This window comes from Bradyrhizobium cosmicum (assembly GCF_032290525.1).
In the GTDB taxonomy this organism is placed as follows: Bacteria; Pseudomonadota; Alphaproteobacteria; order Rhizobiales; family Xanthobacteraceae; genus Bradyrhizobium; species Bradyrhizobium cosmicum_A.
On record NZ_JASXTA010000017.1, the window covers coordinates 1 to 26642 of the forward strand.

The 26642-nt window shown below is 66.5% G+C and carries 20 protein-coding genes and 1 riboswitch; of the genes, 7 read left to right on the forward strand and 13 right to left on the reverse strand.

All coding sequences use genetic code 11. The features are described 5' to 3' along the window. Window positions 1–174 precede the first annotated feature (174 nt). The 3 genes from purH to QSV46_RS27065 form a co-directional block, all read right to left on the reverse strand. On the reverse strand, window positions 175–1767 hold the full coding sequence (gene purH / locus QSV46_RS27055) for a bifunctional phosphoribosylaminoimidazolecarboxamide formyltransferase/IMP cyclohydrolase (protein WP_314958649.1): 1593 nt from the start codon (window positions 1765–1767) through the stop codon (window positions 175–177). A gap of 25 nt (window positions 1768–1792) precedes the next feature. Next, a riboswitch (ZMP/ZTP riboswitch) is annotated at window positions 1793–1874 on the reverse strand. A gap of 59 nt (window positions 1875–1933) precedes the next feature. Continuing rightward, on the reverse strand, window positions 1934–3652 hold the full coding sequence (locus QSV46_RS27060) for a heparinase II/III family protein (RefSeq protein WP_314959044.1): 1719 nt from the start codon (window positions 3650–3652) through the stop codon (window positions 1934–1936). Between the two features lie 155 nt (window positions 3653–3807). Further along, a complete protein-coding gene (locus QSV46_RS27065) occupies window positions 3808–5154 on the reverse strand; it encodes an RsmB/NOP family class I SAM-dependent RNA methyltransferase (protein WP_314958651.1) in 1347 nt (448 codons plus the stop codon). Window positions 5155–5343: 189 nt separating this feature from the next. Here QSV46_RS27065 and QSV46_RS27070 point away from each other — a divergent pair, with 189 nt between their 5' ends. Next, window positions 5344–5553 carry a DUF1674 domain-containing protein gene (locus tag QSV46_RS27070; protein WP_314958653.1) on the forward strand — a complete coding sequence of 70 codons (210 nt, stop codon included), beginning with the start codon at window positions 5344–5346 and terminating at the stop codon, window positions 5551–5553. 48 nt (window positions 5554–5601) lie between these two features. Here QSV46_RS27070 and cysC read toward each other — a convergent pair whose 3' ends face one another. The 4 genes from cysC to QSV46_RS27090 all read right to left on the reverse strand — a co-directional run bounded on the left by cysC (window position 5602) and on the right by QSV46_RS27090 (window position 13105). After that, complete coding sequence (cysC, locus tag QSV46_RS27075) at window positions 5602–7494, reverse strand: adenylyl-sulfate kinase (RefSeq protein ID WP_314958654.1); 1893 nt, start codon at window positions 7492–7494, stop codon at window positions 5602–5604. Beyond that, complete coding sequence (cysD, locus tag QSV46_RS27080) at window positions 7494–8435, reverse strand: sulfate adenylyltransferase subunit CysD (protein WP_314959046.1); 942 nt, start codon at window positions 8433–8435, stop codon at window positions 7494–7496. The genes cysC and cysD overlap by 1 nt, the downstream gene beginning before the upstream one ends. A 29-nt stretch (window positions 8436–8464) precedes the next feature. Further along, window positions 8465–10936 (reverse strand): FAD/NAD(P)-binding protein, encoded by a 2472-nt coding sequence (locus tag QSV46_RS27085; protein WP_314958656.1) that lies wholly within the window; start codon window positions 10934–10936, stop codon window positions 8465–8467. A 138-nt stretch (window positions 10937–11074) separates the two neighbouring features. Beyond that, window positions 11075–13105, reverse strand: a complete 2031-nt coding sequence (locus tag QSV46_RS27090) for a methyl-accepting chemotaxis protein (RefSeq protein ID WP_314959048.1) — start codon at window positions 13103–13105, stop codon at window positions 11075–11077. A 244-nt stretch (window positions 13106–13349) separates the two neighbouring features. On the opposite strand from QSV46_RS27090, the gene QSV46_RS27095 reads away from it, so the two are divergent. Continuing rightward, on the forward strand, window positions 13350–13934 hold the full coding sequence (locus tag QSV46_RS27095) for a thermonuclease family protein (RefSeq protein WP_314958659.1): 585 nt from the start codon (window positions 13350–13352) through the stop codon (window positions 13932–13934). A 55-nt stretch (window positions 13935–13989) separates the two neighbouring features. Here the strand turns inward: QSV46_RS27095 and QSV46_RS27100 are convergent, their stop codons facing one another. Both QSV46_RS27100 and acs read right to left on the reverse strand, forming a co-directional pair. Next, window positions 13990–14505, reverse strand: coding sequence for a L,D-transpeptidase (locus tag QSV46_RS27100; protein WP_314958661.1), 516 nt, complete (start codon window positions 14503–14505; stop codon window positions 13990–13992). Between the two features lie 435 nt (window positions 14506–14940). Continuing rightward, a complete protein-coding gene (gene acs, locus QSV46_RS27105) occupies window positions 14941–16887 on the reverse strand; it encodes an acetate--CoA ligase (RefSeq protein ID WP_314958662.1) in 1947 nt (648 codons plus the stop codon). A gap of 401 nt (window positions 16888–17288) precedes the next feature. Between acs and QSV46_RS27110 the strand changes: the two genes are divergently transcribed. Continuing rightward, complete coding sequence (locus QSV46_RS27110) at window positions 17289–18458, forward strand: DNA topoisomerase IB (protein WP_314958664.1); 1170 nt, start codon at window positions 17289–17291, stop codon at window positions 18456–18458. Between the two features lie 11 nt (window positions 18459–18469). Here the strand turns inward: QSV46_RS27110 and QSV46_RS27115 are convergent, their stop codons facing one another. Continuing rightward, window positions 18470–18925 carry an SRPBCC family protein gene (locus tag QSV46_RS27115; RefSeq protein WP_314958666.1) on the reverse strand — a complete coding sequence of 152 codons (456 nt, stop codon included), beginning with the start codon at window positions 18923–18925 and terminating at the stop codon, window positions 18470–18472. A 101-nt stretch (window positions 18926–19026) separates the two neighbouring features. On the opposite strand from QSV46_RS27115, the gene QSV46_RS27120 reads away from it, so the two are divergent. Next, the gene (locus QSV46_RS27120; protein WP_314959050.1) at window positions 19027–20106 is read left to right on the forward strand and encodes an adenylate/guanylate cyclase domain-containing protein; all 1080 of its coding nucleotides are present in this window, start codon (window positions 19027–19029) and stop codon (window positions 20104–20106) included. Window positions 20107–20110: 4 nt separating this feature from the next. On the opposite strand, the gene QSV46_RS27125 is transcribed toward QSV46_RS27120, so the two are convergent. Genes QSV46_RS27125 through tsaD form a run of 3 tightly spaced genes read right to left on the reverse strand, consistent with a single transcriptional unit; the run spans window position 20111 to window position 22583 of the window. Continuing rightward, window positions 20111–20524, reverse strand: a complete 414-nt coding sequence (locus tag QSV46_RS27125) for an EVE domain-containing protein (protein WP_314958668.1) — start codon at window positions 20522–20524, stop codon at window positions 20111–20113. Window positions 20525–20526: 2 nt separating this feature from the next. Continuing rightward, window positions 20527–21507 (reverse strand): NAD(P)H-dependent glycerol-3-phosphate dehydrogenase, encoded by a 981-nt coding sequence (locus QSV46_RS27130; protein WP_314958670.1) that lies wholly within the window; start codon window positions 21505–21507, stop codon window positions 20527–20529. A 2-nt stretch (window positions 21508–21509) separates the two neighbouring features. Further along, window positions 21510–22583: a tRNA (adenosine(37)-N6)-threonylcarbamoyltransferase complex transferase subunit TsaD gene (tsaD, locus tag QSV46_RS27135; protein WP_314959051.1), complete on the reverse strand. Its 1074-nt coding sequence runs from the start codon at window positions 22581–22583 to the stop codon at window positions 21510–21512. Between the two features lie 162 nt (window positions 22584–22745). Between tsaD and QSV46_RS27140 the strand changes: the two genes are divergently transcribed. The 3 genes from QSV46_RS27140 (at window position 22746) to QSV46_RS27150 (ending at window position 26613) form a co-directional block, all read left to right on the forward strand. Then, on the forward strand, window positions 22746–23492 hold the full coding sequence (locus QSV46_RS27140; RefSeq protein WP_314958672.1) for a uroporphyrinogen-III synthase: 747 nt from the start codon (window positions 22746–22748) through the stop codon (window positions 23490–23492). Window positions 23493–23558: 66 nt separating this feature from the next. Continuing rightward, window positions 23559–24779: a hypothetical protein gene (locus tag QSV46_RS27145; RefSeq protein ID WP_314958674.1), complete on the forward strand. Its 1221-nt coding sequence runs from the start codon at window positions 23559–23561 to the stop codon at window positions 24777–24779. A 37-nt stretch (window positions 24780–24816) separates the two neighbouring features. Next, on the forward strand, window positions 24817–26613 hold the full coding sequence (locus QSV46_RS27150) for a heme biosynthesis HemY N-terminal domain-containing protein (protein WP_314958675.1): 1797 nt from the start codon (window positions 24817–24819) through the stop codon (window positions 26611–26613). Window positions 26614–26642: the final 29 nt, after the last annotated feature.

A 26642-nucleotide genomic window follows, 5' to 3' on the forward strand; every position in this document is an offset into this window, starting at 1 on the left:
GACGCTTTCACACCCGAGGAATGCGCCAACTATCTCAAAAATTCAGGCTATCGAACTTAATGCCATCACGCTTTAGCTGCGTAGCCCGGATGAGCGAAGCGCAATCCGGGAAGATCTCTGCGCGAGGAGACGACCCGGACTTCGCTGCGCTCCATCCGGGCTACCGATGATCGATCAGTGCCTGAAATGCCGCGTACCGGTGAACACCATGGCGATGCCGTGCTCGTCGGCGGCCTTGATCACCTCGTCGTCGCGCATCGAGCCGCCGGGCTGCACCACGGCGGTGGCGCCGGCCTCGATGCAGGCGAGCATGCCGTCGGCGAACGGGAAGAACGCGTCCGACGCCACGACCGAGCCCCTGGTGAGCGGCTCGGCAAGCTTCAGTTCATTCGCCGCATCCTGCGCCTTGCGCGCCGCGATCCGGGCTGAATCGACCCGGCTCATCTGGCCCGCGCCGATGCCGACGGTGGCAAGATCCTTGGCGTAGATGATGGTGTTGGATTTGACGTGTTTTGCGACCCGGAAAGCAAACTTCAGATCGCGCATTTCGGCATCAGTGGGCGCGCGCTTCGTGACAACCTTGAAGGTCATGTCATCAACTACGGCGTTGTCCCGGCTCTGCACGAGCAAGCCGCCGGCCACCGTCTTGGCGGTGAGGCCCGGCGCCCGCGGATCGGGCAGGCTCCCGGCGAGCAGCAGGCGGAGGTTCTTGCGCGCGCCGATGATGGAGATTGCCTCTTCGCTGGCGTCGGGCGCGATGATCACCTCGGTGAAGATTTTGGTGATCTCGCGCGCGGTGTCGGCGTCGAGCGCGCGGTTCATCGCGATGATGCCGCCGAACGCCGAGGTGGAGTCGCAGGCCAGCGCCTTGCGATAGGCCTCGACGAGGTTCGCGCCTTCGGCGACGCCGCACGGATTGGCGTGCTTGACGATGACGCAGGCCGCGGTGCGCCTGGCATCGAACTCGCCGATGCACTCATAGGCCGCATCGGTGTCGTTGATGTTGTTGTAGGACAGCTCCTTGCCCTGCAGCTGACGCGCAGTGGAGACGCCCGGACGCTTGTCCGGCGTCGCATAGAACGCCGCGATCTGATGCGGGTTCTCGCCATAGCGCAGCGACTGGATCAGCTTGCCGCCGAAGGCGCGGAAGTCGGGCGCATCGATCTCGAGCTGGCGGCTGAACCAGTTCGAGATCGCGGCGTCATAGGTCGCAGTGCGCGCATAGGCCTTTGCGGCCAGCCGTCGGCGCAGCTTCAGCGTGGTCGCGCGGTTGTTGGCGGCGAGCTCGTCGAGCACGGCCTTGTAGTCGTCGGCCTCGACCACGACGGCGACGTCGTCGTGGTTCTTCGCAGCGGCGCGGATCATCGCGGGACCGCCGATGTCGATATTCTCGATGCAGTCCTCGAAGCCGGCGCCCTTGTCGACGGTCGCCTCGAACGGATAGAGGTTGACGACGAGCAGATCGATCGGTGCGATGCCGTGCGCCTTCATCGCGTCCGCATGGTCCTTGTTGTCGCGGATCGCCAGCAGACCGCCATGCACCTTCGGATGCAGCGTCTTGACGCGGCCGTCCATCATCTCGGGAAAACCGGTGAGATCGGAAACGTCCTTCACCTTGAGACCGGCCGCGGCGATTGTCTTGGCGGTGCCGCCGGTCGAGACCAGCTCGACGTCATGGGCGGCAAGCGCTTTCGCGAACTCGATCAGGCCGGTCTTGTCGGAAACGGAAAGCAGGGCGCGGGTGACGCGGCGGGGACGGTCAGTCATGAGCAAGATCCTCTATCGCAAGGAGTGTCTATGCCCAGGCGCGCGGCGTTTCAGTCCCGCGCTTCCCGATGGTGCTCCATCCAAGGTCGCCAGTCGCGCGAGCGAGGGCTCGATAGCAGCTTTCGGCGGCCTTCACAACGACCGGATTGGGCTGGAATACGCGCGTCTACAGCGGAAGTTCCGGCTCCCGCCGCGCATTTCTCCGGGCATTGGTCACGGCCGGCGAGGCGGTGGAGCGGATGAAGCTCCAGCGGATCGAGGGGGCCTGCCGCGCATCCTGCCGGATCACGATCTGGGCGGTGCGGCGCGGGCCGTCATTGCCGGCCAGGAACACGCTGTCTTCGAGATCGACCTTGTCGTCGAGCGCCTCGAAGGTCCAGACGTCGCGGTTCGGCAGCACCAGCATGACGCCGCGCGCATCGGACAGCCGGCTCGCCTTCACCGCCGGATGCAGGTGAAAGCGCAGCGCGAAATCGGCATCAGCGCCCTTGAAGCGCCCGCCCTGCGGCGGCGACAGCGTGTCCTCGCCGTCGATGCGCGCGCCGTCATTGGCGATCATCAGCACACGGCGATGGATCGCGCCGAATTTGCCGAGATAGCCGTCATGCGAGGTCGTCAGCAGCGTGCCGTTCTGCACGATTTCGCGATAGCTCTCGACCTCGACGGGACCGCTGGTGACGGGCGAGCCGTGCAGGAGCCGCTTCATCGCCGACATCTCGACAAACTGGCATGAGGAGGCCTCGTGATAGGTCAGCGTCGAATGTGCCGCGGTGCCGCGCGCGAACGGCCGCCAATTGTCGCGGCCAGTCGTGGGCATGCCGCAATTGGTGACGATGCGGCTGATGCCCGAGGACAGTTCGAACGACAGGCAGCCGGCATGAGCGTCGTGGCTGACGCCGGCCGCGGGCGGCGGGCCGGTGTCGATGATCAGCGTGGTCTGGCCGGCATCGAGGCGCTGGAAGCCGGTGTGCGGCATGTTCGCCATCGGCGCGCCGTGGGTGTCGTCATAGGCGAGCAGCGTCGCGAGCAGGTCCGACGGCGTCGCGCTCATGCCGTTGAACAGCGCGAAATTGCCGTCGCCATGCCGGAAGAAGCGCAGCATCGGCATCATGCGGTCGATCGCGTTGAGCAGCGCCGGCGGCGGCGCGATGTTCCTTGCGGCGAAAGTCTGCCGCAGCGGCAACAGGTCGATCAGCAGCTCGATCAGCGCGCCCGGATTGCGTGAGATGTGTCCGCCGTCCGGCAGGATCTGGCGCTGCAATTCATCCGAGAGCTTTTTCGAAGCGCTGCGGATGTGCCGCGCCTGGTTGGCAAGGCACAGTGCCGCGTAGCTCAGCGCGATCAGCACCTGCAGCTTCGGCACCCCGTCCGGGATGTTGACCATGGTGTAGCGCAGGAACCGGATCTCGCGTGCGAGGGCGCGCAAGTAGCGGCGGTAGAACTTGTTGTCGGTGTCGCCCAGCACCAGCGGCGCCTGTGACAGCAGCGAGATCACGCGCCGTGCCAGCACATCGGCGCGCCGCGCGACGGCGCGGCGCTTGTTGGCGGGATTGGCGATCCAGTCCTCGACCAGCGCCCGCGCATTCGCCCGAGTCAGCGCGGTGTCGGCGGCGCGGAGGTGCCGCAGCCAGCCGAAGCCGAGCAGCGCGACTTCCCAATCCTCCGACGGCGGCTCGAGATCGAAGATCGAGCGGCCATGGCAATTGACGATCTTGCCGGCGAAGACGAAGCGGCCTGCATAGATCTCGGCGGCGCGGGTCGCATCCGCGGTGCGCAGATCATGCGGCGCGATGATCAGCCGGTCGGTGCGGCCGGGCCAGACCCGCGACAACGCAACGGAACCGCCGCTCGCGCGCGCGAGCATGTTCCGCGCGAAGCGGTTCATCACCAGCGTCGAGATACGTCTGCGTTGAGCGACCGACACGCCTTGCCTTGATGGGGGAGAGGATTAGCGACGAATCCTTCTTAATCCCAAAATCGGACGGCCGACACCATCTTCAGCGGGCACGAATCAGCCCCGCCGCAAAAACCAGTGCAAAATCAGGATTTAACAAGCCGGGCGGCGTAGAATCCGTCGAGCCCGCCGAGCTTTGGATCGGCGTTCGGCAGATGGCTCGGCAGGGTGCGCAGGTCGCCCTCGGCGGTGACGATCTCGCTGAGCCCCGACACCTCGGACGCTTCGATCGGCACCCGGCGCAGGCCGGTTTCCGCCGCCAGCAGCGCGGCGATCGCCTGTTCGCCCTCTTCGGGTTCCAGCGAACAGGTGCAGTAGACCAGCGTGCCGCCGGGCTTGAGCAATGAGACGGATTTCTTCAGCAGACGCTGCTGGAGCGCGGTCAGGGCGGCGATGTCGGATTCCTGCCGGAGCCAGGCGACGTCGGGGTGGCGGCGGATCGTGCCGGTTGAGGTGCAGGGCGCATCGATCAGGATACCGTCGAAGCTTTCGGCCGGGCCGGCCCATTCCACTGCGTCGGCGACGACTGTCTCGGCCTGGAGCGACAGCCGCGTCAGATTCTCGCGCAGACGCGCCACCCGGGCGGGCGAGCGGTCGACCGCCGTGACATGCGCGCCTGATAGCGCCAGTTGCGCGGTCTTGCCGCCGGGCGCGGCGCAGAGATCGGCAATGGATTTACCCTCGACATCGCCGAACAGCCGGGCCGGCAGCGCGGCGGCGGCGTCCTGCACCCACCATTGTCCTTCGGCAAAGCCCGGCAGCATCGTCACCGAGCCGTGCAACAGCATCCGTACCGTCCCCGTCGGCAGCGTCTCGCCATGCAGGCGGCTCGCCCATTGCGCGGCATCGGACTTCACGGTGAGATCGAGCGAGGGCTCGTGGCCAAGCGCCAGCACCATGTCCCTCGCAGTGGCCTCGCCGTAATGCGTGCTCCAGCGCGCGAGCAGCCACGGCGGCAGGTCCAGCGATTGCGTCGCGACTTCGTCCACCAGCGCCTGGCCCTCGCGCGCGCAGCGGCGCAGCACGGCGTTGACGAGGCCGGCATAGCGCGCCGCGCGACGGTCGGATTGCACGAGACGGACGGAAAGATCGACGGCGGCGTGATCGGGCACATCCATCCAGAGGATCTGCGCGGCGCCGATCAGGAGCGCGCTCTGCGCGCGCGGCGCCTCTGAGGGAATGCCCTTGTCGAGCAGACGGGACAGCACGTGGCCCAGCGTGCCGAGCCGGCGCAGCACCGTGGCGACCAGGCGCCGCATCAGCGCGCGGTCGCGGTCGGCGAGGGTCTTCAGTCCGGGATGGGCGCCGCTGCCGTCGAGCTGATCGTCAAGCGTGCGGTGCTTGTGCAGCACGCCGTCGACGATATCGGCGGCAATCCGACGTGCCGCAAGACCTGGCACTTCGGACGGTGGAGCGAAACGTTGAGATGGCATGCGGCTTAAGGTTCTTGGCGAGCGGCAGTTCCGCCGCGAGGGGCGCATGCCTTGAGAATTCGATCTCTCGCACGCGAATATGCCAAATGTAAGAATCGCTTCCGGCTTTTTCAGCCCTTCCGGGCCTGATTTCAGGAATGCGTTATTTGACGTCGCGCCGCGGTCCGTCCTGCGCTAGAACGCCGGATCATGAGTGAGCAGTCTCCCGTTCCCGATCGCAAGCAGCTATCGCCGGCGGCCCAGCGCGCGCTGGCGGAAGCCGAGGCGCGCCGGCAGGCCGCCGCCGCCCGGGCCAGGGACGATGCCGAGGAGAGGCCGAAGGAGCTGCAGGGCCCGAAGGGACCCGAGCCCACCCGCTACGGCGATTGGGAACGCAAGGGTATTGCCTCCGACTTCTGAGCCCTCCGCCGCTCTGACATGGCGATGCGGGCAGGGCCCGCGCGGCCGCTACAGGTAATGGTGCTCCCGCAGGTAGCGGATGATGCGCTCGCAGGCTGCCTCGGTCGACAGTTCCGACGTGTCGATGGTGATTTCCGGCTCTTGCGGCATCTCGTAGGGATGGTCGATGCCGGTGAACGCCGGCAATTCGCCGGCCCGTGCCTTGCGATAAAGCCCCTTAGGATCGCGGCGCTCGCATTCGGCGAGCGGGGTCGCAACATGAATTTCGATGAACTCGCCCGCCTCGACCCGGTGGCGTGCCATCTCGCGCTCGCTGCGGAACGGTGAGATCAGTGCGACCAGTGCGATCATGCCGGCGTCGACGAACAGCGCCGCGATCTCCGCAGCACGCCGGACATTCTCCATCCTTTCCGCGCTGGAAAAGCCGAGGTCGCGATTGATGCCGTGGCGGAGATTGTCGCCGTCGAGCAACGCAGCATGACGTCCGAGTTCGGCAAGCCGCCGGTCGACGCGATCGGCAATCGTGGACTTGCCGGCGCCGCTCAGTCCCGTGAACCAGAGTACGCAGGGCCGCTGCTGCTTCAGCCGCGCCCGCACGGATTTGTCGACGGCGAGGCGTTGCCAGTGAATGTTGGTTGCGCGGCGCAGCGAAAGATCGATCATTCCCGCCGCGGCCGTGCGGTGGCTGATCGGATCGACGAGAATGAAGCTGCCCAACTCGCGGTCATCGCGATAGGGCTCGAACACCAGCGGCCGGTCGAGATTGAGATGGACGTAACCGATCTCGTTGGCATCGAGCGTGGCGGCGTTCTCCTGCGCCATGGTGTCGATGTCGATGCGGTGCCTGAGCGTCGCGATCACCGCGCCGGTCGAGACCGTGCCGCATTTGAGGACGTAGCGCCGGCCCGCGGCCATAGCCTGGTCATCGAACCAGACGAGATGCGCCGCCAGCTGATCCGAGACCAGCGGTGCAGGTCCCGTCGTTAGCACGTCGCCGCGACTGACATCGATCTCGTCGGTCAAGGTGAGCGTCACCGATTCGCCCGCCGTCGCCCGCTCGCACTCGCCGCCGGGCGCCAGAATGCGCGCGACGCGGGTGCGGCGGCCCGACGGCTGCACGGTGACGGCCTCGCCGGTTGCGATCGTTCCACTGGCGATCCGTCCGCAAAAGCCGCGAAACTCCGCATGCGGCCGGTTGACCCATTGCACCGGCAGACGGAAGGCGCGTTGCGAGACGTCGCCGGCAACGTCCACGGATTCCAGATACGCCGTGACCGTCGGCCCGGTGTACCAGGGCATCCGCCTGCTCGCGGCGACGATGTTGTCGCCGTCGGGCGCCACCACCGGGATGCACTGGACCTGCGAGATTCCGAGCTGTCCGGCCATGGTCAGATATTCGGCGGTGATGGCCGCAAAGCGGTCCCCGTCGAATCCGATCAGATCCATCTTGTTCACGGCGAGCACGACGTGGCGGATGCCGAGCAGCGACAGGATGTGGCTGTGGCGCCGGGTCTGCGTGATCACGCCCTTGCGGGCGTCGACCAGCACCACGGCGAGATCGGCGTTGGAGGCGCCGGTCGCCATGTTGCGGGTATATTGCGCATGCCCGGGCGTGTCCGCAACGATGAAGCGGCGCAGCCCGGTGGCGAAGAACCGGTAGGCGACATCGATCGTGATACCCTGCTCGCGCTCGGCCTGCAATCCGTCGACCAGCAGCGCGAAATCGAGGTCGCCGGTGGTGCCGGCCGTCTTGCTCTCCGAGGCGAGCGCGGCGAGCTGATCGTCGAGCAATGTCTTGGAATCGTAGAGCAGCCGACCGACCAGCGTGCTCTTGCCGTCGTCGACGCTGCCGCAGGTGACGAAGCGCAGCGTCGGGCGATCGTCCTGCTCCAGTTGCGGCGCATCGGCGGCGGCGATCGTAGGTGCCTCGTGATAGGACATCAGAAATAGCCTTCCGCTTTCTTGCGTTCCATCGATGTTGGACTGTCCCGATCGATCATGCGGCCCTGCCGTTCGGAGCTGCGTGAGGCCATCATCTCCCGCACGATCTCGGGCAGGGTTGCGGCCGTCGAGGTCGTTGCGCCGGTGAGGGGATAGCAGCCCAGGGTGCGAAACCTGACGGAGCGCCAGCGCGGCTCTTCGCCCGCAAGCAGCGGCATTCGCTCGTCATCCACCATGATCAGCGCGCCGTCGCGTTCGACCACCGGACGCGGAGCTGCGAGATAGAGCGGGACGATCGGGATGTCCTCGAGCAGGATGTAGTCCCAGATGTCGAGCTCGGTCCAGTTCGAGAGCGGAAACACCCGCATGCTCTCGCCGGGCGCCAGCATCGTGTTGTACAGGCTCCACAGCTCCGGCCGCTGGTTCTTCGGGTCCCAGCGATGCGCCGCGCTCCGGTGCGAGAACACGCGCTCCTTGGCACGCGACTTCTCCTCGTCGCGCCGCGCGCCTCCGATCGCGGCGTCGAAACCGTGGAGATCCAGCGCCTGCCGCAACGCCTGCGTCTTCATGACGTCGGTGTAGCGGGCCGAGCCGTGGGTGAATGGGTCGATGCCCTGGTTCTTTCCTTCATTGTTGGTATGGACGATCAGGTCGAGGCCCAGTTCGCGCGTGCGGCGGTCGCGAAACGCGATCATCTCGCGGAACTTCCATGTCGTGTCGACGTGCAGCAGAGGAAACGGCGGCTTGCCGGAGTGAAAGGCCTTCATCACCAGGTGCAGCAGCACCGAGGAATCCTTGCCGATCGAATAGAGCATGACCGGCTTGCGGAACTCCGCCGCCATCTCTCGCAGGATGTGGATGCTTTCCGCCTCCAGGCGCCGAAGGTGGCCGGCGGCGCTGTGGCCCATGGCGGCGTCGCCGGGCGCGCGGCGCGTCGGCATCGCCACCGTCATGGGAGCGATCTGGCCGGTCATGCGGCGGTGCCCAGGCGGTCGCCGAACAGGCGCGCGGCAGTGGCTGCATCCAGCGAGAGATCGCTGATACAGGCCGCGACGGAGGCGCGGTATATGTCGTCGATGCCGTAGCGTTCGATGACCTCGAGCTGCGCCTCGCTCAGCGACGCCGTCTTGCGGCTGCGGTAACGGTAGGCGGTGTCAGAGCCGTGAAGGCCGACCACGGTGTAGATCTTGGGCTCGCTGAGGAAGGTGACGCCGGACCCCTTGGATTCGATCTGTCCGCGCTCCTTCCAGTCGGTGACGGCGTCCTCGGTGAAGCGTGCGCCGAGGCCGAGCCGGTCGAACAGCTTTCGCACCGATCCTGTCGCGTCCTTGCTGGCTTCATAGACGTAGTGCGTGACCGGCACGCCGTGCCGCCTTGCATGGTCCTCAACGCGACGCGCGTTCAGCGTGGAGATCACGTAGTTCTGGATCAGGCGATCCTCGGGAACACGGTCCGACCATTTCTCGAGCCACGATGCGAGCGAGCTCGCGGGATCGCGGTCGAGCATGATCATGTGAAGCTTCTCGGCCGGCCACCCCGCCTCGATCAGCGGCTCGAGCGGCAGGAACAGGCTCTCGGCCAGCACGTAGGGCCCGCCCATTTCCTTGCTGAAGATGTGCGGTTGCTCCGATGCTTGCGGTACGGCCCACGGCTCGCCGGCATGTCCGACCAGGCGATGGCGCAGGACGGCCTTCACCGGCTGGAAGTAGGAAGGCATTCCGGCGACGCCGAACAGATTGGTCAGCGCGGTCGAGCCCACGCGGCAGCGGCCCCACGCGCAGTACAGCGTCGGGAAATCCTGGGGAGCCCAGTTCCGGAATGCTTCGCCGAGGCAGTCCCTCACCTCCCACATCAATTCGTCCAGCGCGGCCGGTCTCGTCTGATACTTGCCGTCCATCGCCAGCACCATCGTGTCGAGCGAAGGGTGGTCGCGGCGGACCAGATCGGCGAGGCGGTCGGTTTCGTCGACCGAGGTCTTGAGGCTGCTCATCTGCTGACCTTTCGGGTTGAGGATGGAATCGATCACGATCTGTGCGCGGCGCAAGTTGATGTCGACGGCGGCGGCATAGAAGTGGGTGCCCTTGGTGGGACCACCCACCGCGTAGACGTTCGGATGAGCTGTGCCATGGCGGTCGTGGACACGGCTGTCGTCGTAGCCGCAGCGAATCCCGCCGAGTGTGTCGAAGGCGATGAGCCCCTGTCGCTGCATGTCCTGATAGAGCGGGCTGGTGTCCAGCCGGTAGGACGGTCCTGTCGCATCGATGACGAAATCGACGTCGCGACGATCGCCGCCGCCAAAGGTCGCGCGAAATCTGTCGCCGATGCCGGTCACTTCTCGCAGCCGGGCGCGGGCCGAGAGCCTGCCCGATCGCATCAGGTCGCGGATACGGATCGCGTTCTCCAGCGGCATTGCCGAACGATTGCGAAGCCAGCCGGAATTGTAGACGTTCATGAAGCGCATCCTCTCGGCATCGCTCATCCGGCTCCAGCCGTCGCACATCACATCGATGACGCTGACGTGATAGGAGTAGACGTTGGGCTCGCCGGTCTCGGCTCGCCTGATATTGCGCTCGAGATCGGTCAGCGCATCGCCGTCGATGTTGTGGCAAGACAGATCGCAGCGAATCCCCGTGGTCTCCAGCAGCAGTTCGGAAAGGCGGGCGGCAAAGGCATCCGCTTCGATCCGCTCGCAGCCGGTCACATAGCGATGCAGGGCGTCGCGGAAGTCGTTCGCGATTGCGGGAATCGTCACCGGCTGCACCGTGGGAAACAAGCCGCTCCTGGAGAAGCAGGTCATTTTGACCGCTCGGTGGGTCTTGGCCAGCGCCGCCGCGGCGTCGACGGCGCTGAGCCCGCTTCCGAGGATGCCGATCTCGACGCCATCGCGATCGGCGAAGGTGAATTGGGCGTAGGGATCGCGAATGTAGTTCGGGTTTGCGGCCAGGCCGTAGGGGTCATCGGGCGCGGTATGGCCGGTACAGAGGATCAGGACGGACGAGATATGCGTGACGTTGCGGTCGGTCGTCAGCAGGATATCGCGATCCGGCGAGAATCGCATGCGGACAATCTCGGCTTGTTCGATGTGCACAGGCACGCCGGCGCTGCGGCATTGCGCGATCGCGGCCGTTCGTACGGCGTCGAGGTAATCCCTATAGATCATCCGCGGCAGATGCTTGTTGCCGTGGCAGGAGAGACCGCGGGCCCGAATCCAGCGTAGAAACTCCTCAGCGTCGCCCGGGCGGATCGACATCGTCGAAGCTTTCATGTTGAGCAGATGGCGGTTGCTCTGTGTGCGGTAGGCAATCCCGCCGTCGAAGCCCGACTTGTCGAAGAGCTGAATTCCGCCGATCGCGCCGTTGTCTCGCTGTGAAGCGGCCAGCTCCGCCAGATGGCGCAGGATCGTGATGCCGGTGGCGCCGCCACCGACAATGCTGATGATCATCGCTCAACTCCCTGTTTACCTGTTTGACCCAGGCGCGAGCGCAGGCTCGGCGTGGGGGCCTCCCAAAGCCGTTGGTAAATTCGAAGCGTCAGAAAGATTTGCGGCCGGCCTCGGGTCGGCCGCAGGACGTGCGGCGCCTCAGGCGGCCCGCACCGTGTCGAGAAATTTCGCGACCTCGTTCTTGAGGCGGCCACTCTCGGTCGAGAGTGAGCGCGCGGATGCGAGAACCTGTGTCGAAGCCGAGCCGGTGGCGCTGGCGCCATGACTGACCTGGGCGATCTTGTCTGCGACTTCGACCGTACCCTTGGCGGCTTCGCTGACGTTGCGTGCGATCTCGGCGGTCGCGGCCCCCTGCTCCTCGATGGTGGCCGCAATGGTGGTCGAGATGTCCGAGATCCTGGAGATGGTTGCGCCGATCTCCTTGATGGCGCCGACGGAATCTTCCGTGGCCGTCTGCATGCCGGCGATCTGCGTGCTGATCTCGTCAGTCGCCCGCGCGGTCTGGGCGGCCAGCGCCTTGACCTCGCTCGCCACCACGGCAAACCCGCGGCCGGATTCGCCGGCGCGCGCAGCTTCGATGGTGGCGTTGAGCGCCAGCAGATTGGTCTGCTCCGCGATCGCGGTGATCAATTTGACGACGTCGCCGATCCGGCCCGCGGCCTTGAGCAATTCATTGATCCGGGCGTCGGTGCGCTCGGCCTGCTTCACCGCGTCGCCTGCGATGCGGCTGGAATCATGGACCTGGCGGCCGATCTCGACGACCGATGCGCTCATCTCCTCGGCGGCGGATGCGATGGCTCCGACATTGGCGGAGGCTTCCTCGGATGCCGCGGCCACCATTCCGGAAAGCTGTTCGGTCTCTTCCGCTGTCCCCGACAACGTGCCGGCGGCGGATTCCAGCTGCTGCGAGGCGACCGAAACCGAGTTGATGATGCCGCCGACCGCATCCTCGAACGCGCCGGCGAGCCGGATCATCTCCTGCTTGCGTCCCGTGGCGGCGGCAGCCTCCTGATCCTTCTGCTCGACCTCCATCTGCTCGATGCGGATCAGATTGTCCCTGAAGGTGCGGGCCGCGCGGGCGTTGTCGCCGACCTCGTCGCCGCGGGCCGTGTAGGGAATCTCGACGGCCTTGTTCCCGCCGGCGAGTTGTAGCAGCACGTCGCCGATGCGACGGATCGGCCGGGCGATGCTCAGCACCGAGAACAGCGCCGAGCCGGCCAGGACCAGGATCACGAGGACGCCCACGGCCAGGCTGACCTGGGCCGCCTGCTCGAGCGCGGTCACGAGTTGGCTCTGCCGCAGAGCCATAAATTCATTGTTGGCGGAGACCAGCTTGTCGACGCGCGTGGTGATTTCCTTGGCGGCCGGAACGACCCGCTCGTCGAAAATGCGCCTCCTGGATTCCTCCGCCTTCATGACTGCGCCGGTTGCCGCCTTGTAGCGCCCGGCGAGCGCGGAGAGCGCGTCGATTCCGTCAGCGACATCCTTGTCGCCGGCGGACTGACGAATCTGCCTGAGAACGCGGATCATGGCGTCGGCCCGCCCGGCGATATGGTCCTTCTGCGCGACGTCGCCCGTCGCCGTGAAATGCCAGTCGGCCGCGCTGACCGCCTTGAACAAGGCGTCGGCTTCACGCAACGCGACCTCGATGTTGAGGCGGCTCTGCGATGCGACGAGTGCGGGCGAGGCCAGCAGTTTCTCGAGAGCCTTGTTCCAGGCCTCTTCGATCTGGTTTGCCGCGGCGAATTCGGTGACGGCGGTGCGACGAGCCTCGCCGAGATCGTTGCCGGCCTTCAGAGAGGCGTCGAGCAGGATCTTCACCTCGCGGCAGAGCTCTTTGGCTTCGGCGCGCCTGGACCGCTCCAATGCGGCGTCTATTTCGGTCGTGGCACCGGCGATGGAGCCGCGCAATGTTTCGAGATGTTTGGCGAGCCCGTCGGCTGAGGATGCGGATCCGATTTCCGCTATGGCGAGGCGTGCCCGGGTCACTGCGAGCTCGGCGCCCTGGGCATTGGCCTTGTTGGCAGTGTTGATGACCACCAGCCGGCTCAGCTCCGCGATCTGCTCGTTGCGAACCAGCTGGTTGGCGAGCATGCCGCCGACGAGAAGCACCCCCGCACTTGCGGTCAACCCCAGCTTTGTACCGATGCGAAACTTGAACGATGCCATGCCTACCGCTCCCCCACACGCAAACCGAGTACTCCGCCCTATTACTAAACGCCGCGTGAACATTAAACTCCGTACAACTACAGGAGGTATCGAATGGAGAGCGCTTGGAACAGCGTGCCGCGCATAGATGCGTTTTGCCGACGGGGAACGATCCGCGCGAGCGCCGCGATCAAGGGCCATGACCTCTCGGGCCCGGCGTCATCGTGCCTTGCCGGTTTCCCCGACTCAGTCCTAGCGTGAGTTGATGCGTTTCCAGGATCGCCCCAATGCCTTTCGGCCGCGGTTCGGCGGCTCGCCGTTCGGCCGCCGCTTCTCCGGCTTGTTGCCGTGGATGTTCGTGGTCGGGATCGCGCTGGCTGTCGTGCTCACCTTCCGCCACGGCACGAGCTGGCTTTCTCCGCACCTGGATGACGGCCGCGCGCGGGATGCCGAAATCGTTCTTCGGCAGGCCCGGCATAGCCGCGAGCCGGTCGACGTCATTCGCACCATCGACGGCGACACCTTTCTCGCACGCGTCCGTCAGCAGGGTGGCCGCGATCTCGTCGTGCGCGTGCGGCTACGCGGCATCGATGCGCCTGAACTGAAGGCGTCCTGCCAGGAGGAGCTGGACAAGGCCGAAGCCGCGGCTCGCGCGCTACGCGATCTGCTCGGCCAGGGCGGCGTGACGATCACCAATATTGGCCCCGACAAATACGGCCGCGTTCTCGCCAAGGTTGCGACCAAACGCACCGCCGACGTCTCGGCGGCGCTGCTCGCGGGCGGCTACGCGCGAAGCTACAATGGTGGCCATCGCGACGGCTGGTGCGGGCGCGGCTGGCGTTTCTGGTAACAAGAAAGCCGCGTCTGAAGACGCGGCTCCCGCCGTCCGGCCCTGATGGCGGCGATCAGCGTGTCACGACCACCGTCGTGCCCACGGAGACGCGGCCATAGAGATCGGTGATGTCGTCGTTGAGCATGCGGATGCAGCCATAGGAGACGAAGCCGCCGATCGAGCCGGGCACGTTGGTGCCGTGGATCGCGTATTCGCCGCCGGCCAGCGTCATCGCTGCAACGCCCATCGGATTGCGCGGCGAGCCGCCCGGAATGACGTCAGGGATGCTCGGCTTGTCGCGCTTCACCTCGGCGGGCGGCGACCAGGCCGGATTGCGGTACTTGCCGTCGATGCGGGTGGTGCCGGCCCACTGCTTGCCGGACTTGCCGACGCCGACCGGATAGCGCACGGCGTGGCCGTTATCGAGAATGAGATAAAGCCGCCGCTCGTTGGTTTTGACCACGATGGTGCCCGGCGAATAGTCGGCCAGGTGCGCCCCCACCATTTCCGGCCGCGCCTGCGCCGCCGTCGACATCAAGACCCCAGCCCCGATTGTGGCGGCGAGCGCCACAGCAATCCTCATCGACATCGATTTCCCCTTACCCCAAACGGACCGTCCAAAACTACGCAGAACCGGCAATCGCCGGCCTGCCGAGTCCTTGTCAGGGGACATTCTTAACCGCGCCCGTTAACCGGATGGTTTCCACGCGTGCGCGCCAAGGGCCTGCCAGCAGGGGGAACAAAGGAAATGTTCGAAATAAAGTAAATGACCAGAAAACAACACTCGGCGGGAAAGATGAGGGCGCATAAGCCGCGCGCCCTGACAAGTGCGTGAGGGTGTGAACGGCGGTTAGTTCAGGGGCGGTGCGAAACGCAGTCTCGTGTCCCGGACGCGGCGCGGCACGAGGTGACGCGACGCAGAGCCGGGACCCAGAAAGTCACGCATTCCGCCGCGAGATGGGCCCCGGCTCTGCGTCGCACCGCTGAAGAAGCGCTGCGCCGCGTCCGGGGCACGAGAGTCCTGTTACGCCGACTTCTTGTTCTGCCGGTTCTTGACGAGATCGTCGACCACGGCCGGATCGGCCAGCGTCGAGGTGTCCCCCAGGCTGCCCGGTTCGTCCTCGGCAATCTTGCGCAGGATGCGGCGCATGATCTTGCCGGAGCGGGTCTTGGGCAGGCCGGGGGCGAACTGGAGCTGGTCCGGGGATGCGATCGGGCCGATCTCCTTGCGCACCCAGGTGATGAGCTCCTTGCGCAAATCGTCGGTCGGCTCGACGCCGGCCATCAGGGTGACATAGGCGTAGATGCCCTGGCCCTTGATGTCGTGCGGGAAACCGACGACGGCGGCCTCCGACACCTTCTCATGCGCGACCAGCGCGCTCTCGACTTCCGCGGTGCCCATGCGGTGGCCGGAAACGTTGATGACATCGTCGACGCGACCGGTGATCCAGTAATAGCCGTCGGCATCGCGCCGGCAGCCGTCGCCCGTGAAATACTTGCCCTTGTAGGTCGAGAAATAGGTCTGCTCGAAGCGGGCATGGTCGCCATAGACCGTGCGCATCTGGCCCGGCCAGGACCGCGTGAGACAGAGATTGCCTGATGTCTCGCCGTCCAGCACCTTGCCGTCGGCATCGACGATCTCAGGCACCACGCCGAAGAACGGTTGCGTCGCCGATCCCGGTTTCAGCCTGGTCGCGCCCGGCAGCGGCGTGATCAAAATGCCGCCGGTCTCGGTCTGCCACCAGGTGTCGACGATCGGGCAGCGGTCGTCGCCGACGACGCGGTGATACCACTCCCAGGCCTCGGGATTGATCGGCTCGCCGACCGAGCCCAGCAGGCGAAGCGACGCGCGCGAGGTCTTCTTCACCGGTTCGTCGCCCGACTGCATCAGCGCGCGGATCGCGGTCGGCGCGGTGTAGAAGATGTTGACCTTGTGCTTGTCGATGACGTTCCAGAATCGCGAATTATCCGGGTAATTCGGCACACCCTCGAACATCAGCGTGGTCGCGCCGTTGGCGAGCGGCCCATAGAGGATGTAGCTGTGGCCGGTGACCCAGCCGACGTCGGCGGTGCACCAGTAGATGTCGCCGTCGTGATAGTCGAAGACGTATTGATGCGTCATCGCGGCGAACACGAGATAGCCGCCCGAAGTGTGCAGCACGCCCTTGGGCTGGCCCGTCGAGCCCGAGGTGTAGAGGATGAACAGCGGATCCTCGGCATGCATGTGCTCGACCGGGCATTCCGTCGTCACCATCGCCGCCGCCTCGTGGTACCAGAGGTCGCGCGTCGGGTTCATGTCGACCTTGCCGCCAGTGCGCTTGACCACGACGACCCAGTCGACGCCGTCGGCCTTGGCGAGCGCGGCGTCGACATTGGCCTTCAGCGGCACCTTCTTGCCGCCGCGCAGGCCCTCGTCGGCGGTGATGATCACCTTGGATTGGCAGTCGTTGATGCGCTGGGCGAGGCTGTCGGGCGAGAAGCCGGCGAACACCACCGAGTGGATTGCGCCGATCCGCGCGCAGGCCAGCATCGCGTAGGCCGCTTCCGGAATCATCGGCAGATAGATGGTGACGCGGTCGCCCTTCTCGACGTTCCGGGTGCGCAGGATGTTGGCCATCCGGCAGACCTCGTCGTGCAGCTCCTTGTAAGTGATGTGCCGGGATTGCGACGGATCGTCGCCTTCCCAGATGATCGCAGTCTGGTTGGCGCGCTTGTGAAGATGCCGATCGATGCAGTTATGGGCGACGTTGAGGATTCCGTCCTCGAACCATTTGATCGAGATGTTGCCGGGCGCGAAGGAGACGTTCTCGACCTTCATCGGCGCCTTCATCCAGTCGATGCGCTTGGCCTGCTCCGCCCAGAAAGCGTTGGGGTCTGCGATCGAGCGGGCGTACATGTCCTTGTACTTGGCCTGATCGACCCAGGCGCGCTTGGCCCATTCTGCGGGGACGTCGTAGATCTTCTCGGACATGCTTCCCTCCCGATACGGCAAGCCGGGCACAGGCGACTGGCGAGCCGATTTCATCGTTGAACCGATTATGCGTCGGGCTAACCGGACCCGACAAGGAGCACAAGCTGGACCTTCGGCGAGCGGCCGGCCATGCGGAGGATCAAGGCCATCCGGGGCGACTGTCGCAGCTCTGAAATAGGCCGCAGGCCAGCTTTCGGGTCTTTACCCAAATCTCCGGAATTGGCCCTCGCAGGGTGCCATGCGCCGCCCGGAGGTATTTAGGAACCGTCTCTTACTGATTCGGGACTCGCAATGCCGTTCGGAACACCCTAAATGGCCAACCCGGGTCCACAGAGACCCCAAGGAACAAAAATCAGAACAGCGGCATTGAACGGTAACAGACAGGGTCAAGGCTTAACACTATGATGGATCAGCGGAATCTCGGGACGATGCGGCCCGCTTCAGCCGATCCCGCGGCCATTGCGCTCGCCAAAGCCCTCGGACAATGGCCGGAACCGGCCGGTTCCAGCCGCCCCAGCCCGAAAAAAATCTTCGACACGGCGCCCGCGGCGACGGTCGAGGCGCTGGCCAGGGAGTTGGGCCTGCGGCTCGGCGACCAGAACGAGCTGACCATCCGCCGCATCAGGCGCGGCAAGGGCTATTCCTTCGTCCGCTCCAACGGCGCGCATATCCGCGACGCCCGCACCATCCGCCGCCTGCATTCCATGGCGGTGCCGCCGGCCTATCGCGAGGTGCGCTACTCGGCCGACCCGAGTTCGCATCTCCAGGCCGTGGGACGCGATGCCGCGGGCCGGCTGCAATACCGCTATCACGCCGATTGGGAGAAGGTCCGCGAGCACCGCAAGGCGCATCGCCTGGAGAAGCTCGTGGGCGCGCTGCCGAAGATCCGACGCAAGGTCTCGGCGTTCCTGTCGGGCGACGAGCCGACGCGCGAATTTGCGCTCTCGGCCGTGATCGAGCTGATAGCGCGCACCGCCATCCGTCCGGGCAATGAATCCTACGCCCGTCTCAACGGCACCCGCGGCGCCACCACGCTGCTCAAGTCCAACGTCACCCTGGAAGACGACTGCTTCGTGCTGACCTTCAAGGCGAAGGGCGGCAAGGCGGTACGGAAGGAGTGCGACGCGGCCAAGCTGGTGCGCGCCATTGGCATCCTGAACGGTGTTCCCGGCAAGCGTATGTTCCAATATCGCGATGCCAATGGCATCGTGCGCGCGGTCAGCACCACGCAGGTGAACGCCTTCCTGCGCGAGATCGCCGGCATCAAGATTTCGCTGAAGGATTTTCGCACGTTGATGGCCTCTGCCGTCGTCGTCGAATCGCTGTCGCGGATCACCCCGGCGACCAGCCAGCGCGGCCGCAAGAAGCAGGTGCTGGAGGCGATCCGCGCCGCGGCCGACAAGCTCTCCAACACGCCGGCGATCTGCCGCAAGAGCTACGTCCACGACACCATCGTCACCGCCTTCGAGGACGGCATCCTCGAACGCTTCGCCGCGACCTTGAAGGGCCAGCGCTCGCAGGCAAGGCGCGAACAGCTCTTGCAGCAGGTGGTGGCGACCGCGGCGGTTTGATCCTCCCGTCGCTACGTTTTGTCTGAAACACCGTTGTCCGGACCGGGATCGCCGCCAGCAGCGACGATCGTGAGCCGTTCCAGATAATGCGCCCATCCTTTCGCGTGCGCGGCGGCCTGTTCTTCGGTCGGCAGCCCACTATGCGTCATGCGCAGCAGCGTCCCGCCGTCGCGCTCGATCAGGTCGATCTCGATCAGGCTGGAGCCGGGCGGCACCTCCTGACCGCCCTCCCAGCCGAACGTGTAGGCCAGGCGATGCACCGGCACGACCTCGCGGAAGGCGCCACGGGCGACCCCGCCGCGCGGGCCGACGCCCTTGAGGAGATAGAGCCCGCCGGGATGCGGCTCCGTGGTTGCGTCCGAGCCCATCCAGCTCAGGATCTTTTCGGGGTCGGTCAAATAGGCGAAGACGGTGGCGCGCGGGGCTGCGATCTGGGTCTCGCGTCGCAGTACGAACGGTTCGGTCATCGGCGATCATCCCTGCGCTGACACTGGCACATGGCGGCGCCGAAGCGGGCCGTCAAGGATTGCCCGTGACAAAGATGGCCCATCGTCGTCATCATCGGGCCATGCAACTCTCTCCGACCCTCGCCTGGCTCGTCGATGCCGCCTCGGACAGCCCTGGAGCCGACCGCTTGCTCGCGGAACTCGGCGCCCATCTGGTCGCCGACGGCGTGCCGCTTGCGGCCGGCTGCCTGACGCTTGAGGTGCCGCATCCGCTGATCGCGAAGCGGACCTGGTTATGGCGCGCGGAGAACGGCCGGGTCATCGAAGCGCTGGGCTTTGCACCGGGCGGACTGGCCCCGGACCTGCCCAACGACGCCGGTCGGCGCTGGCTGCGCGACATCCCGGGCGGCGAGATGCACGAAGACGTCGTCGGACGGACCGATGGGCCGTTGCTCGGCTGGATCGGGCCGCGCCCGTTCACCGCAGGCGAGATCGAGCAATTGCGCCAGGCGGCGCGCTTCGTCGCGACGCCCCTTGCCGTGCTCGCCGCGCGGGCCACGTTGCGTGCGACGCTCGATGCCTATCTCGGCAAGCGCAGCGCGGAGCGTGTGCTGGCGGCACCTCTGCGGCGCGATCTTGGCGAGACGATCCAGGCCGCCCTCCTCTATGCGGACCTGCGCAACTTCACGCCCCTGTCGGAAACCAGTCCGCCCGCCGAAATTATCGGGGTGCTCGATGCCTGGTTCGATCGCATTGCCGGTGCCGTTCACGCCTTCGGCGGCGAGGTGCTGAAATTCATCGGCGACGGCGTGCTTGCGATCTTTCCGGTGGTCGAGGCGTCACCGCGCCGCGCCTGCGAGGCGGCTCTGCGCGCGGCGGGCGCAGCCGAAGCCGGGATGGCATATCTCAACGCGGAGCGCCGCGCGAAGGGGCTGCCGCCGCTCGCGTTCGGTGCCGCGCTTCATCTCGGCGAAATACTCTGGGGCAATATCGGCGCCGCCAACCGGCTCGATTTCACGGCGATCGGCCCCGCCGTCAATCTCGCCAGCCGGCTCGAGGGATTGTGCAAGCCGCTCGGACAGACCGTGCTGGTGTCGGGCGCGCTTGCCGCCGAGACGGATATGCGTCTTGTCGCGCTCGGACCGCATTCGCTGCGCGGCATTGCCGCGCCATGCGAGGTCTTTGCGTTGTCGCAGACGTGAGCGACTACAGCCCGCCCATCTTGCAGACGAGCTTCCACTCATCGGCCGTCACCGGCTGCACCGACAGGCGCGAATATTTCACCAGCGCCATGTCAGCGAGCTTCTTGTCCGCCTTGATCGCCGCCATCGTCACCGGTGTCTTCAGTGGCTTGTCGGCCTTGATGTCGACGCAGACGAATTTCTCGGTCTTGTCGGTCGGATCGGGATAGGCCTCCTTGACGACTTCCGCGATGCCGACGATCTCCTTGCCCTCGTTGGAATGATAGAAGAATGCCTTGTCGCCCTTCTTCATGGCGACGAGGTTCTGACGCGCGGTGTAATTGCGCACGCCGGTCCAGGCCTCGCCCTTGGCGCCCTTCGCCACCTGCTGGTCCCAGGACCACACCGACGGTTCGGATTTCACCAGCCAGTACGCCATGTTCATTCCTCTGCCTTGAAGGGGCGCGTCAACAGCCCCGAGATCGCGGCATCGATCGTGCTCCGGCCGCTCAGGATCGATGCGACCGCTTCCGATACCGGCATCTCGATGTTTTGCGAAGCTGCCAGCTCGATCAGTACCGGCGCGGTGAACTCGCCTTCGGCAAGCTTGCCCGCGGGCGGCTGCTCGCCGCGGCCCAGCGCAAGGCCGAGCGCGAAATTGCGTGATTGCGGGCTCGAGCAGGTCAGGATCAGATCACCGAGGCCGGAGAGGCCGGCGAGCGTCTCGCTGCGCGCACCGAGCGCGCGGCCGAGACGCGTCAGCTCGGCGAAGCCGCGCGTCGTGAGCGCAGCCTGGGCCGAGGCGCCGAGCTTGCGCCCGACCGCGACGCCGACCGCGATCGCCAGCACGTTCTTGGCCGCGCCGCCGATCTCGACGCCGCGGATATCCGTGGCGTGATAGGGCCGGAACGTTGGCGAGCCCAACGCCTGCACCAGCTCGCTGGCGAGCATCTCATCCTTTGCCGCCAGCGTCACTGCCGTCGGCAGGCCGCGCGCGACGTCGTCGGCAAAGCTCGGGCCGGACAGGATCGCCGGCTGCGCGCCCGGTGCGGCTTCGGCGATGATCTCGGTCATGAATTTATGGGTGCCGTGCTCGATGCCCTTGGCGCAGGCGACGATCGGTACGGACTTTGCCAGATGCGAGGCCAGCATGTTGACCGCGCCGCGCAGATGCTGCGCCGGCGTTGCGACCAGCACCATGTCCGCGCGCGCGGCCTCCGCAAGCTCGTGCGTCACGATGATGTCCGCAGCGATCTGGACGCCGGGAAGCCGCGGATTATCGCGGGTGGAGGCGATCCGCCTCGCATGCTCCGCATCGCGAGCCCAGAGCGTCACGTTCCGTCCGGCCCGCCTCGCCACCGTCGCCAGCGCCGTGCCCCAGGCGCCCGCGCCGATCACCGCGACGGATTGGAATGCGGGCATGGCTAAAATCCCGCCCGCGTCTTGCCGTAACCGGCAGGCGCCGTCGCGTTGACGTCGAGCAGCCAGCGCGCGCGGGGCTGGGCTTCCATCGTGTCGGTCATGCCGAGCGCGAGGCGTTCGGCGCCGGCCCAGGCGATCATCGCACCGTTGTCGGTGCAGAGCGCCGGCGGCGGCATGATCAGCGGCGTGTCCGCCTCGCGCGCGACGCCGTACAGGGCGCCGCGAATGGCATGATTGGCGGCGACGCCGCCGGCTGCCACCAGCGCATGCGGTACGCCGAACCGTTCGCGGAAAAGCTTCAGGCCGACGCTGAGACGGTCGGCCGTCGAGTCCAGCACCGCAGCCTGGAAGCTCGCGCAGAGATCGCTCACGTCCTGCGGCGTGATCTCGGTGAGCCGGCTCGCCTCGGTGCGGACCGCGGTCTTCAATCCCGATAGCGAGAAGTTGGCATCGGGGCGTCCCTGCATCGGCCGCGGGAACGCAAAGCGTGCGGCATCGCCGCTTGCGGCCGCGCGCTCGACCTGCGGTCCGCCCGGATAGGGCAGACCCAGCATCTTCGCGACCTTGTCGAAGGCCTCGCCGATCGCGTCGTCGACGGTGGTGCCGAGCCGCACATATTGGCCGACGCCGGTGACCGCGACGATCTGGGTATGGCCGCCCGAGGCAAGAAAGAGGCAGTAGGGAAATTCGACGGCGTCGGTGAGGCGCGGCGTCAGCGCATGCGCTTCGAGATGGTTCACCGCGACCAGCGGCGTGTCGTGCACCATCGCGATCGCCTTCGCGGTGGTGAGGCCGACGATGACGCCGCCGATCAGCCCCGGCCCCGCGGCGGCGGCAACCCCGTTGAGCTGGGCAAAGCCGATGCCGGCTTCAGTCATGGCGCGGTCGATGATGCCGTCGAGCAGGTCGACATGGGCACGCGCGGCGATCTCCGGCACCACGCCGCCGAACCGGGCGTGCTCCTCGACCTGCGACCGCACGATATTGGACAGGATCCTGCCGGCACCGTCAGGCGCGCGCTCGATCACGGCCGCGGCGGTCTCGTCGCAGGTGGTTTCGATGCCCAGCACCAGCATTGGCGAATCGTTGTCCAATTTGTGCCCTTCTCATCCCCCTTGCGCTCATCCGCAAAGCAGAGTTCTGGTATGCCCGGTTAGCATTCCGGGGTCGGCCTGCGCAATCGTCACGCGCGCTGTCGTCGCAATGCATCACCGCCACGTGGTTCGGGAACGCCAGCGATGTCCATTCTTGTCACACGGCCGCATCCCGACAATGAGGTGACGGCGGAAAATCTGCGTGCGCGGGGTCATGTGGTGCTGCTCGCGCCGGTGCTCAAGTTCGAGCCGGTCGCCTTTCACGACGAGGGTGAGGCGAACTACAGCGCCATCATCGTCACGTCGACCAATGCGATCCGTGCCGTCGCGCCGCAACTGCGGGACCTTGGTCTTCTGGAGCTGCCGCTGTTTGCGGTCGGCGAGTACACGGCCGCCGCGGCGCGTGCCGCCGGTTTCGCCGAGGTGATCGTCGCTGGCGGCGATGCCGCGGCGTTGCGCGACAAGGTCATGCAGAGCGCGCGTGACAAGGTGTTGAAGAAGAAGAGCACGCTGCTTTATCTTGCCGGCGCGGATCTGTCGCGCGATCTCGGCGCCGAGCTTGGCGCGGAGGGTTTTAGCGTGGTGACGCAGACCACCTATCGCATGGCTCCGGTCAAGATCCTGCCGCGCGACGTCTGCGGTGGCTTTGCCACACACGGCATCGAGGCGGTGCTGCATTACTCCAGGCGCAGTGCGCGGGCCTTCCTGGATGCGGCGCGGGACGAAGGTGTGGAAATCTCGGCGCTGGCGATTCCGCAATGCTGCCTGTCCGAGACGGTCGCCAGCGTGCTGCGCGATGCCGGCGCGTCGCAGGTTCTGGTGGCTGCGGCGCCGGACGAAAATGCCTTATTTGCTACCTTGGAGCGTGCTTTGCGCACCCGTTTGGCGTAAGAGGTCGGGCCGAATCCGACGCAATCGGGTCCATTCAAGGGCATGCAAGTGTGAGGAACCGTCACGATGGCCGACGACAAGCCTGAAGACGCAGGATTGGCTCCCGAGTCCGGCCGTGCCAAGCGCACCCCGCCCACCATTGACCTCGAGGCGACCGAAGTCTCGACCCAGCCGCAGGAGACGGCCGCCGAGGCTCAGCCGGCGCCCGAGCAGGCCGCGCATGAGCAGGCCAAGGTCGAGGAGGCCAAGGTTGAGGAAGCCAAGGTTGAGGAGGCCAAGGTTGAGCCTCAGCCTGCCGAGGAGCAGCCTTCCGCTGCGTCGCCGCCTGTGTCGCCCTGGGTTATCGCTCCGTTCTCTGGGGCTGTGGCAGCAGCGCTTGTGATCGGGATCGGCTGGATGCTGGGCTGGCCCTCGGTGCAGGCGCCGCCGGCCGCGCCGCAAGTGACGAGCGCGACCGTCGATGCGCTGGGCGGTCGTGTTGCCGCTGTCGAAGCGAGGACAGCCAGGCCCGCGGCCGATCCGGCCATGGCGGCGCGGATCGACGCGCTGGAAAAATCCGTCTCCACCTTGCGCGGCGACATCACCAATCTGCGCGCGCAGTCCGACAAGACCGCGAGCGCGGTGAACGACGCGAAATCCGCGCCGCGCGATGCCGCGTCCTCTTCCGATCTCGCCAACCGCGTCGCGCAGCTCGAGCGCGCCAGCAAGGCCGAGCGAGCCGAGCTCGCGCAGCAGGGCGAAAAGATCGCCGACGCCAAGACGATGGACGACAAGCCGCTGCGCCAGGTGGTGGTGGCGTCCCTGCTCGATGTCGCCGTTCGTCATGGCGATGCCTATCAGTCGCAGCTATCCGCGGCGCGCTCGCTCGCAACCAAGCCCGAATTGCTGAAGCCGCTCGACACCTTTGCATCGTCGGGCATCCCGACGCCGGTCGCGCTGAGCCGCGAGCTCCTCAACATCGTGCCGAAATTGTCGCCCCCGGCGGAAACCCCGGCCGCCAATGCCGGCATCGTCGAACGTCTTCAGGCGGGGGCGTCAAAGCTCGTTCGCGTCGAGCGCACCGACGGGGTTGGCAACGATCGCGGCGCCATCGTCGTACGGGTGACGGCCGCGGCGCTCCGCAACGATTTCGGCGAGGCGCGGCGCGAGTTGAAGACGCTGCCCGAGGCCGATCGTGCGCCGGCGCAAGCCTGGCTCGACAAGACCGATGCCCGCGACGCTGCGCTCGCTGCCTCACGCAAATTTGCCGACGACGCCATGGCGGATCTCGCCAAACCCGCTCAGTAAAGGTTCGCGCAATAATCAGCGCGTAATAGGGATCGTCATGCTTCGCATCGTCCTCTTTCTCGTCCTGATCGCGCTGGCGGCGGCCGGCGCGGCCTGGGTTGCCGATCAACCCGGCGATCTCGTCCTGACCGCGGGCGGATTTCGCGTCTCGACGACGCTTCCCAGGTTCGTGTTCCTGCTTGGCCTCTTTGCCGCGGTCGTCGTGCTGATCTGGAGCATCCTGACGATGATCTGGCGCGCGCCGGGACGTCTGCGCCGCCGTAGTCGTGAGAAACGCCACGCCCGCGGCCGCCACGCCATCACCCATGGCCTGCTCGCGATCGGTCATGGCGACACCGCGCTCGCGCGCCGTCACGCCGATACCGCGCGGCGGCTCGCCGCAAACGATCCGCTCGCGCTGCTCTTGCATGCGCAGTCGGCGCAGCTCGAAGGCAATCGCGACGAAGCGCAACGCGCTTTCCGCGCCATGGCCGAGCGCGAGGATACCCGGCTGCTCGGTCTTCGCGGGCTGTTCATCGAGGCGCAGCGCGCCGACGATGCGGTCGGCGCCGTGATGATCGCAGAGGAAGCGATCAAGCTGTCGCCGTCCTCGACCTGGGCCTCGCATGCGGTGCTCGGTTTCCGCTGCGCGCGCGGCGACTGGAGCGGCGCACTCGCGATCCTCGATTCGAATCTGTCCGCGGGCCTGATCGACAAGGCGGCCTATCGCCGGCAGCGCGGCGTGCTGCTCACGGCGCGCGCGCTGGAGCTGGAAACCATGGACCGCGACGTCGCGCGCGAGAGCGTGATGGAGGCGATCAGGCTCGCGCCGACATTGGTGCCGGCCGCGGTGCTCGCCGCAAAATTCGAGAGCGAGGCGCATCAGGTGCGCCGTGCCATGAAGCTGGTCGAGGCCGCATGGCTCGCCAATCCGCATCCGGATCTTGCCGACGCCTACGCGCATGTGAAGCTTGGCGATTCCGCGCGGCAGCGCTTGCAGCGGGTCGAGACGCTCGCGGCCAAGACGCCTGCCGACAAGGCCGGCCATGTCGAGGGCCAGCTCGCGATCGCGCGTGCCGCGATCGATGCCTCCGAATTCGCCCGCGCGCGCGCGGTGCTGGCGCCTTACGTCAACGATCCGACCCAGCGCGTCGCGCTGCTGATGGCCGAGCTCGAGCGCACCGAGCATGGCGACGGCGGCCGGGCTCGCGCCTGGACCTTGCGCGCGGTCCGCGCCCGTCACGATCCGGCCTGGACTGCGGACGGCTATGTCAGTGACCGCTGGCGTCCGGTCTCGCCAGTGACCGGCCGTCTCGACGCCTTCCAGTGGCAGACGCCCGTGGCGAGCCTTCCGTCCGACAGGGGGACCATGATCGAAGCTTCGGCTTTCGAGGAGGCCATGCTCGCCGCGCCGCCGCCGAAGCGGGTGACCGCGGCCTCGAGCGAGAGCTCGGTGGAACCGGTCGCGACGATACCTGCGCCGGTGCCGGCCGCCCAGGACAATTTGCCCCCTGAGGCCCAAGACACAGTCAAGGAAACAGCCAAAGAAACAGCCAAGGAAGCTGTCAAGGAAGAGCCAGCGGTCACGCCCGCCGAGCCGTCCAAACCGGCCCCCGAGCCCGCCGAATCATCGCCGTCGGCAGCAACGCCGGTGTTCCGTACCCGCGCCGACCTCGGCAAGGCCGCGGCAGCGCCCATCCCCGCCGTCATCCCGATCGTCCGGGCGCCCGACGATCCCGGGATCGATGACGAGGGCCCGAGCGATGAATTTACGGAACAAATCGGCACGCCCAGGGACCATGCAAAGGCCCAGGCCGGCGGCTGGCGCGGATTCTGGTCCCGCTGGGGCGCGTGAGAGACATTTCGAAGCCGGCGCCACCTTGC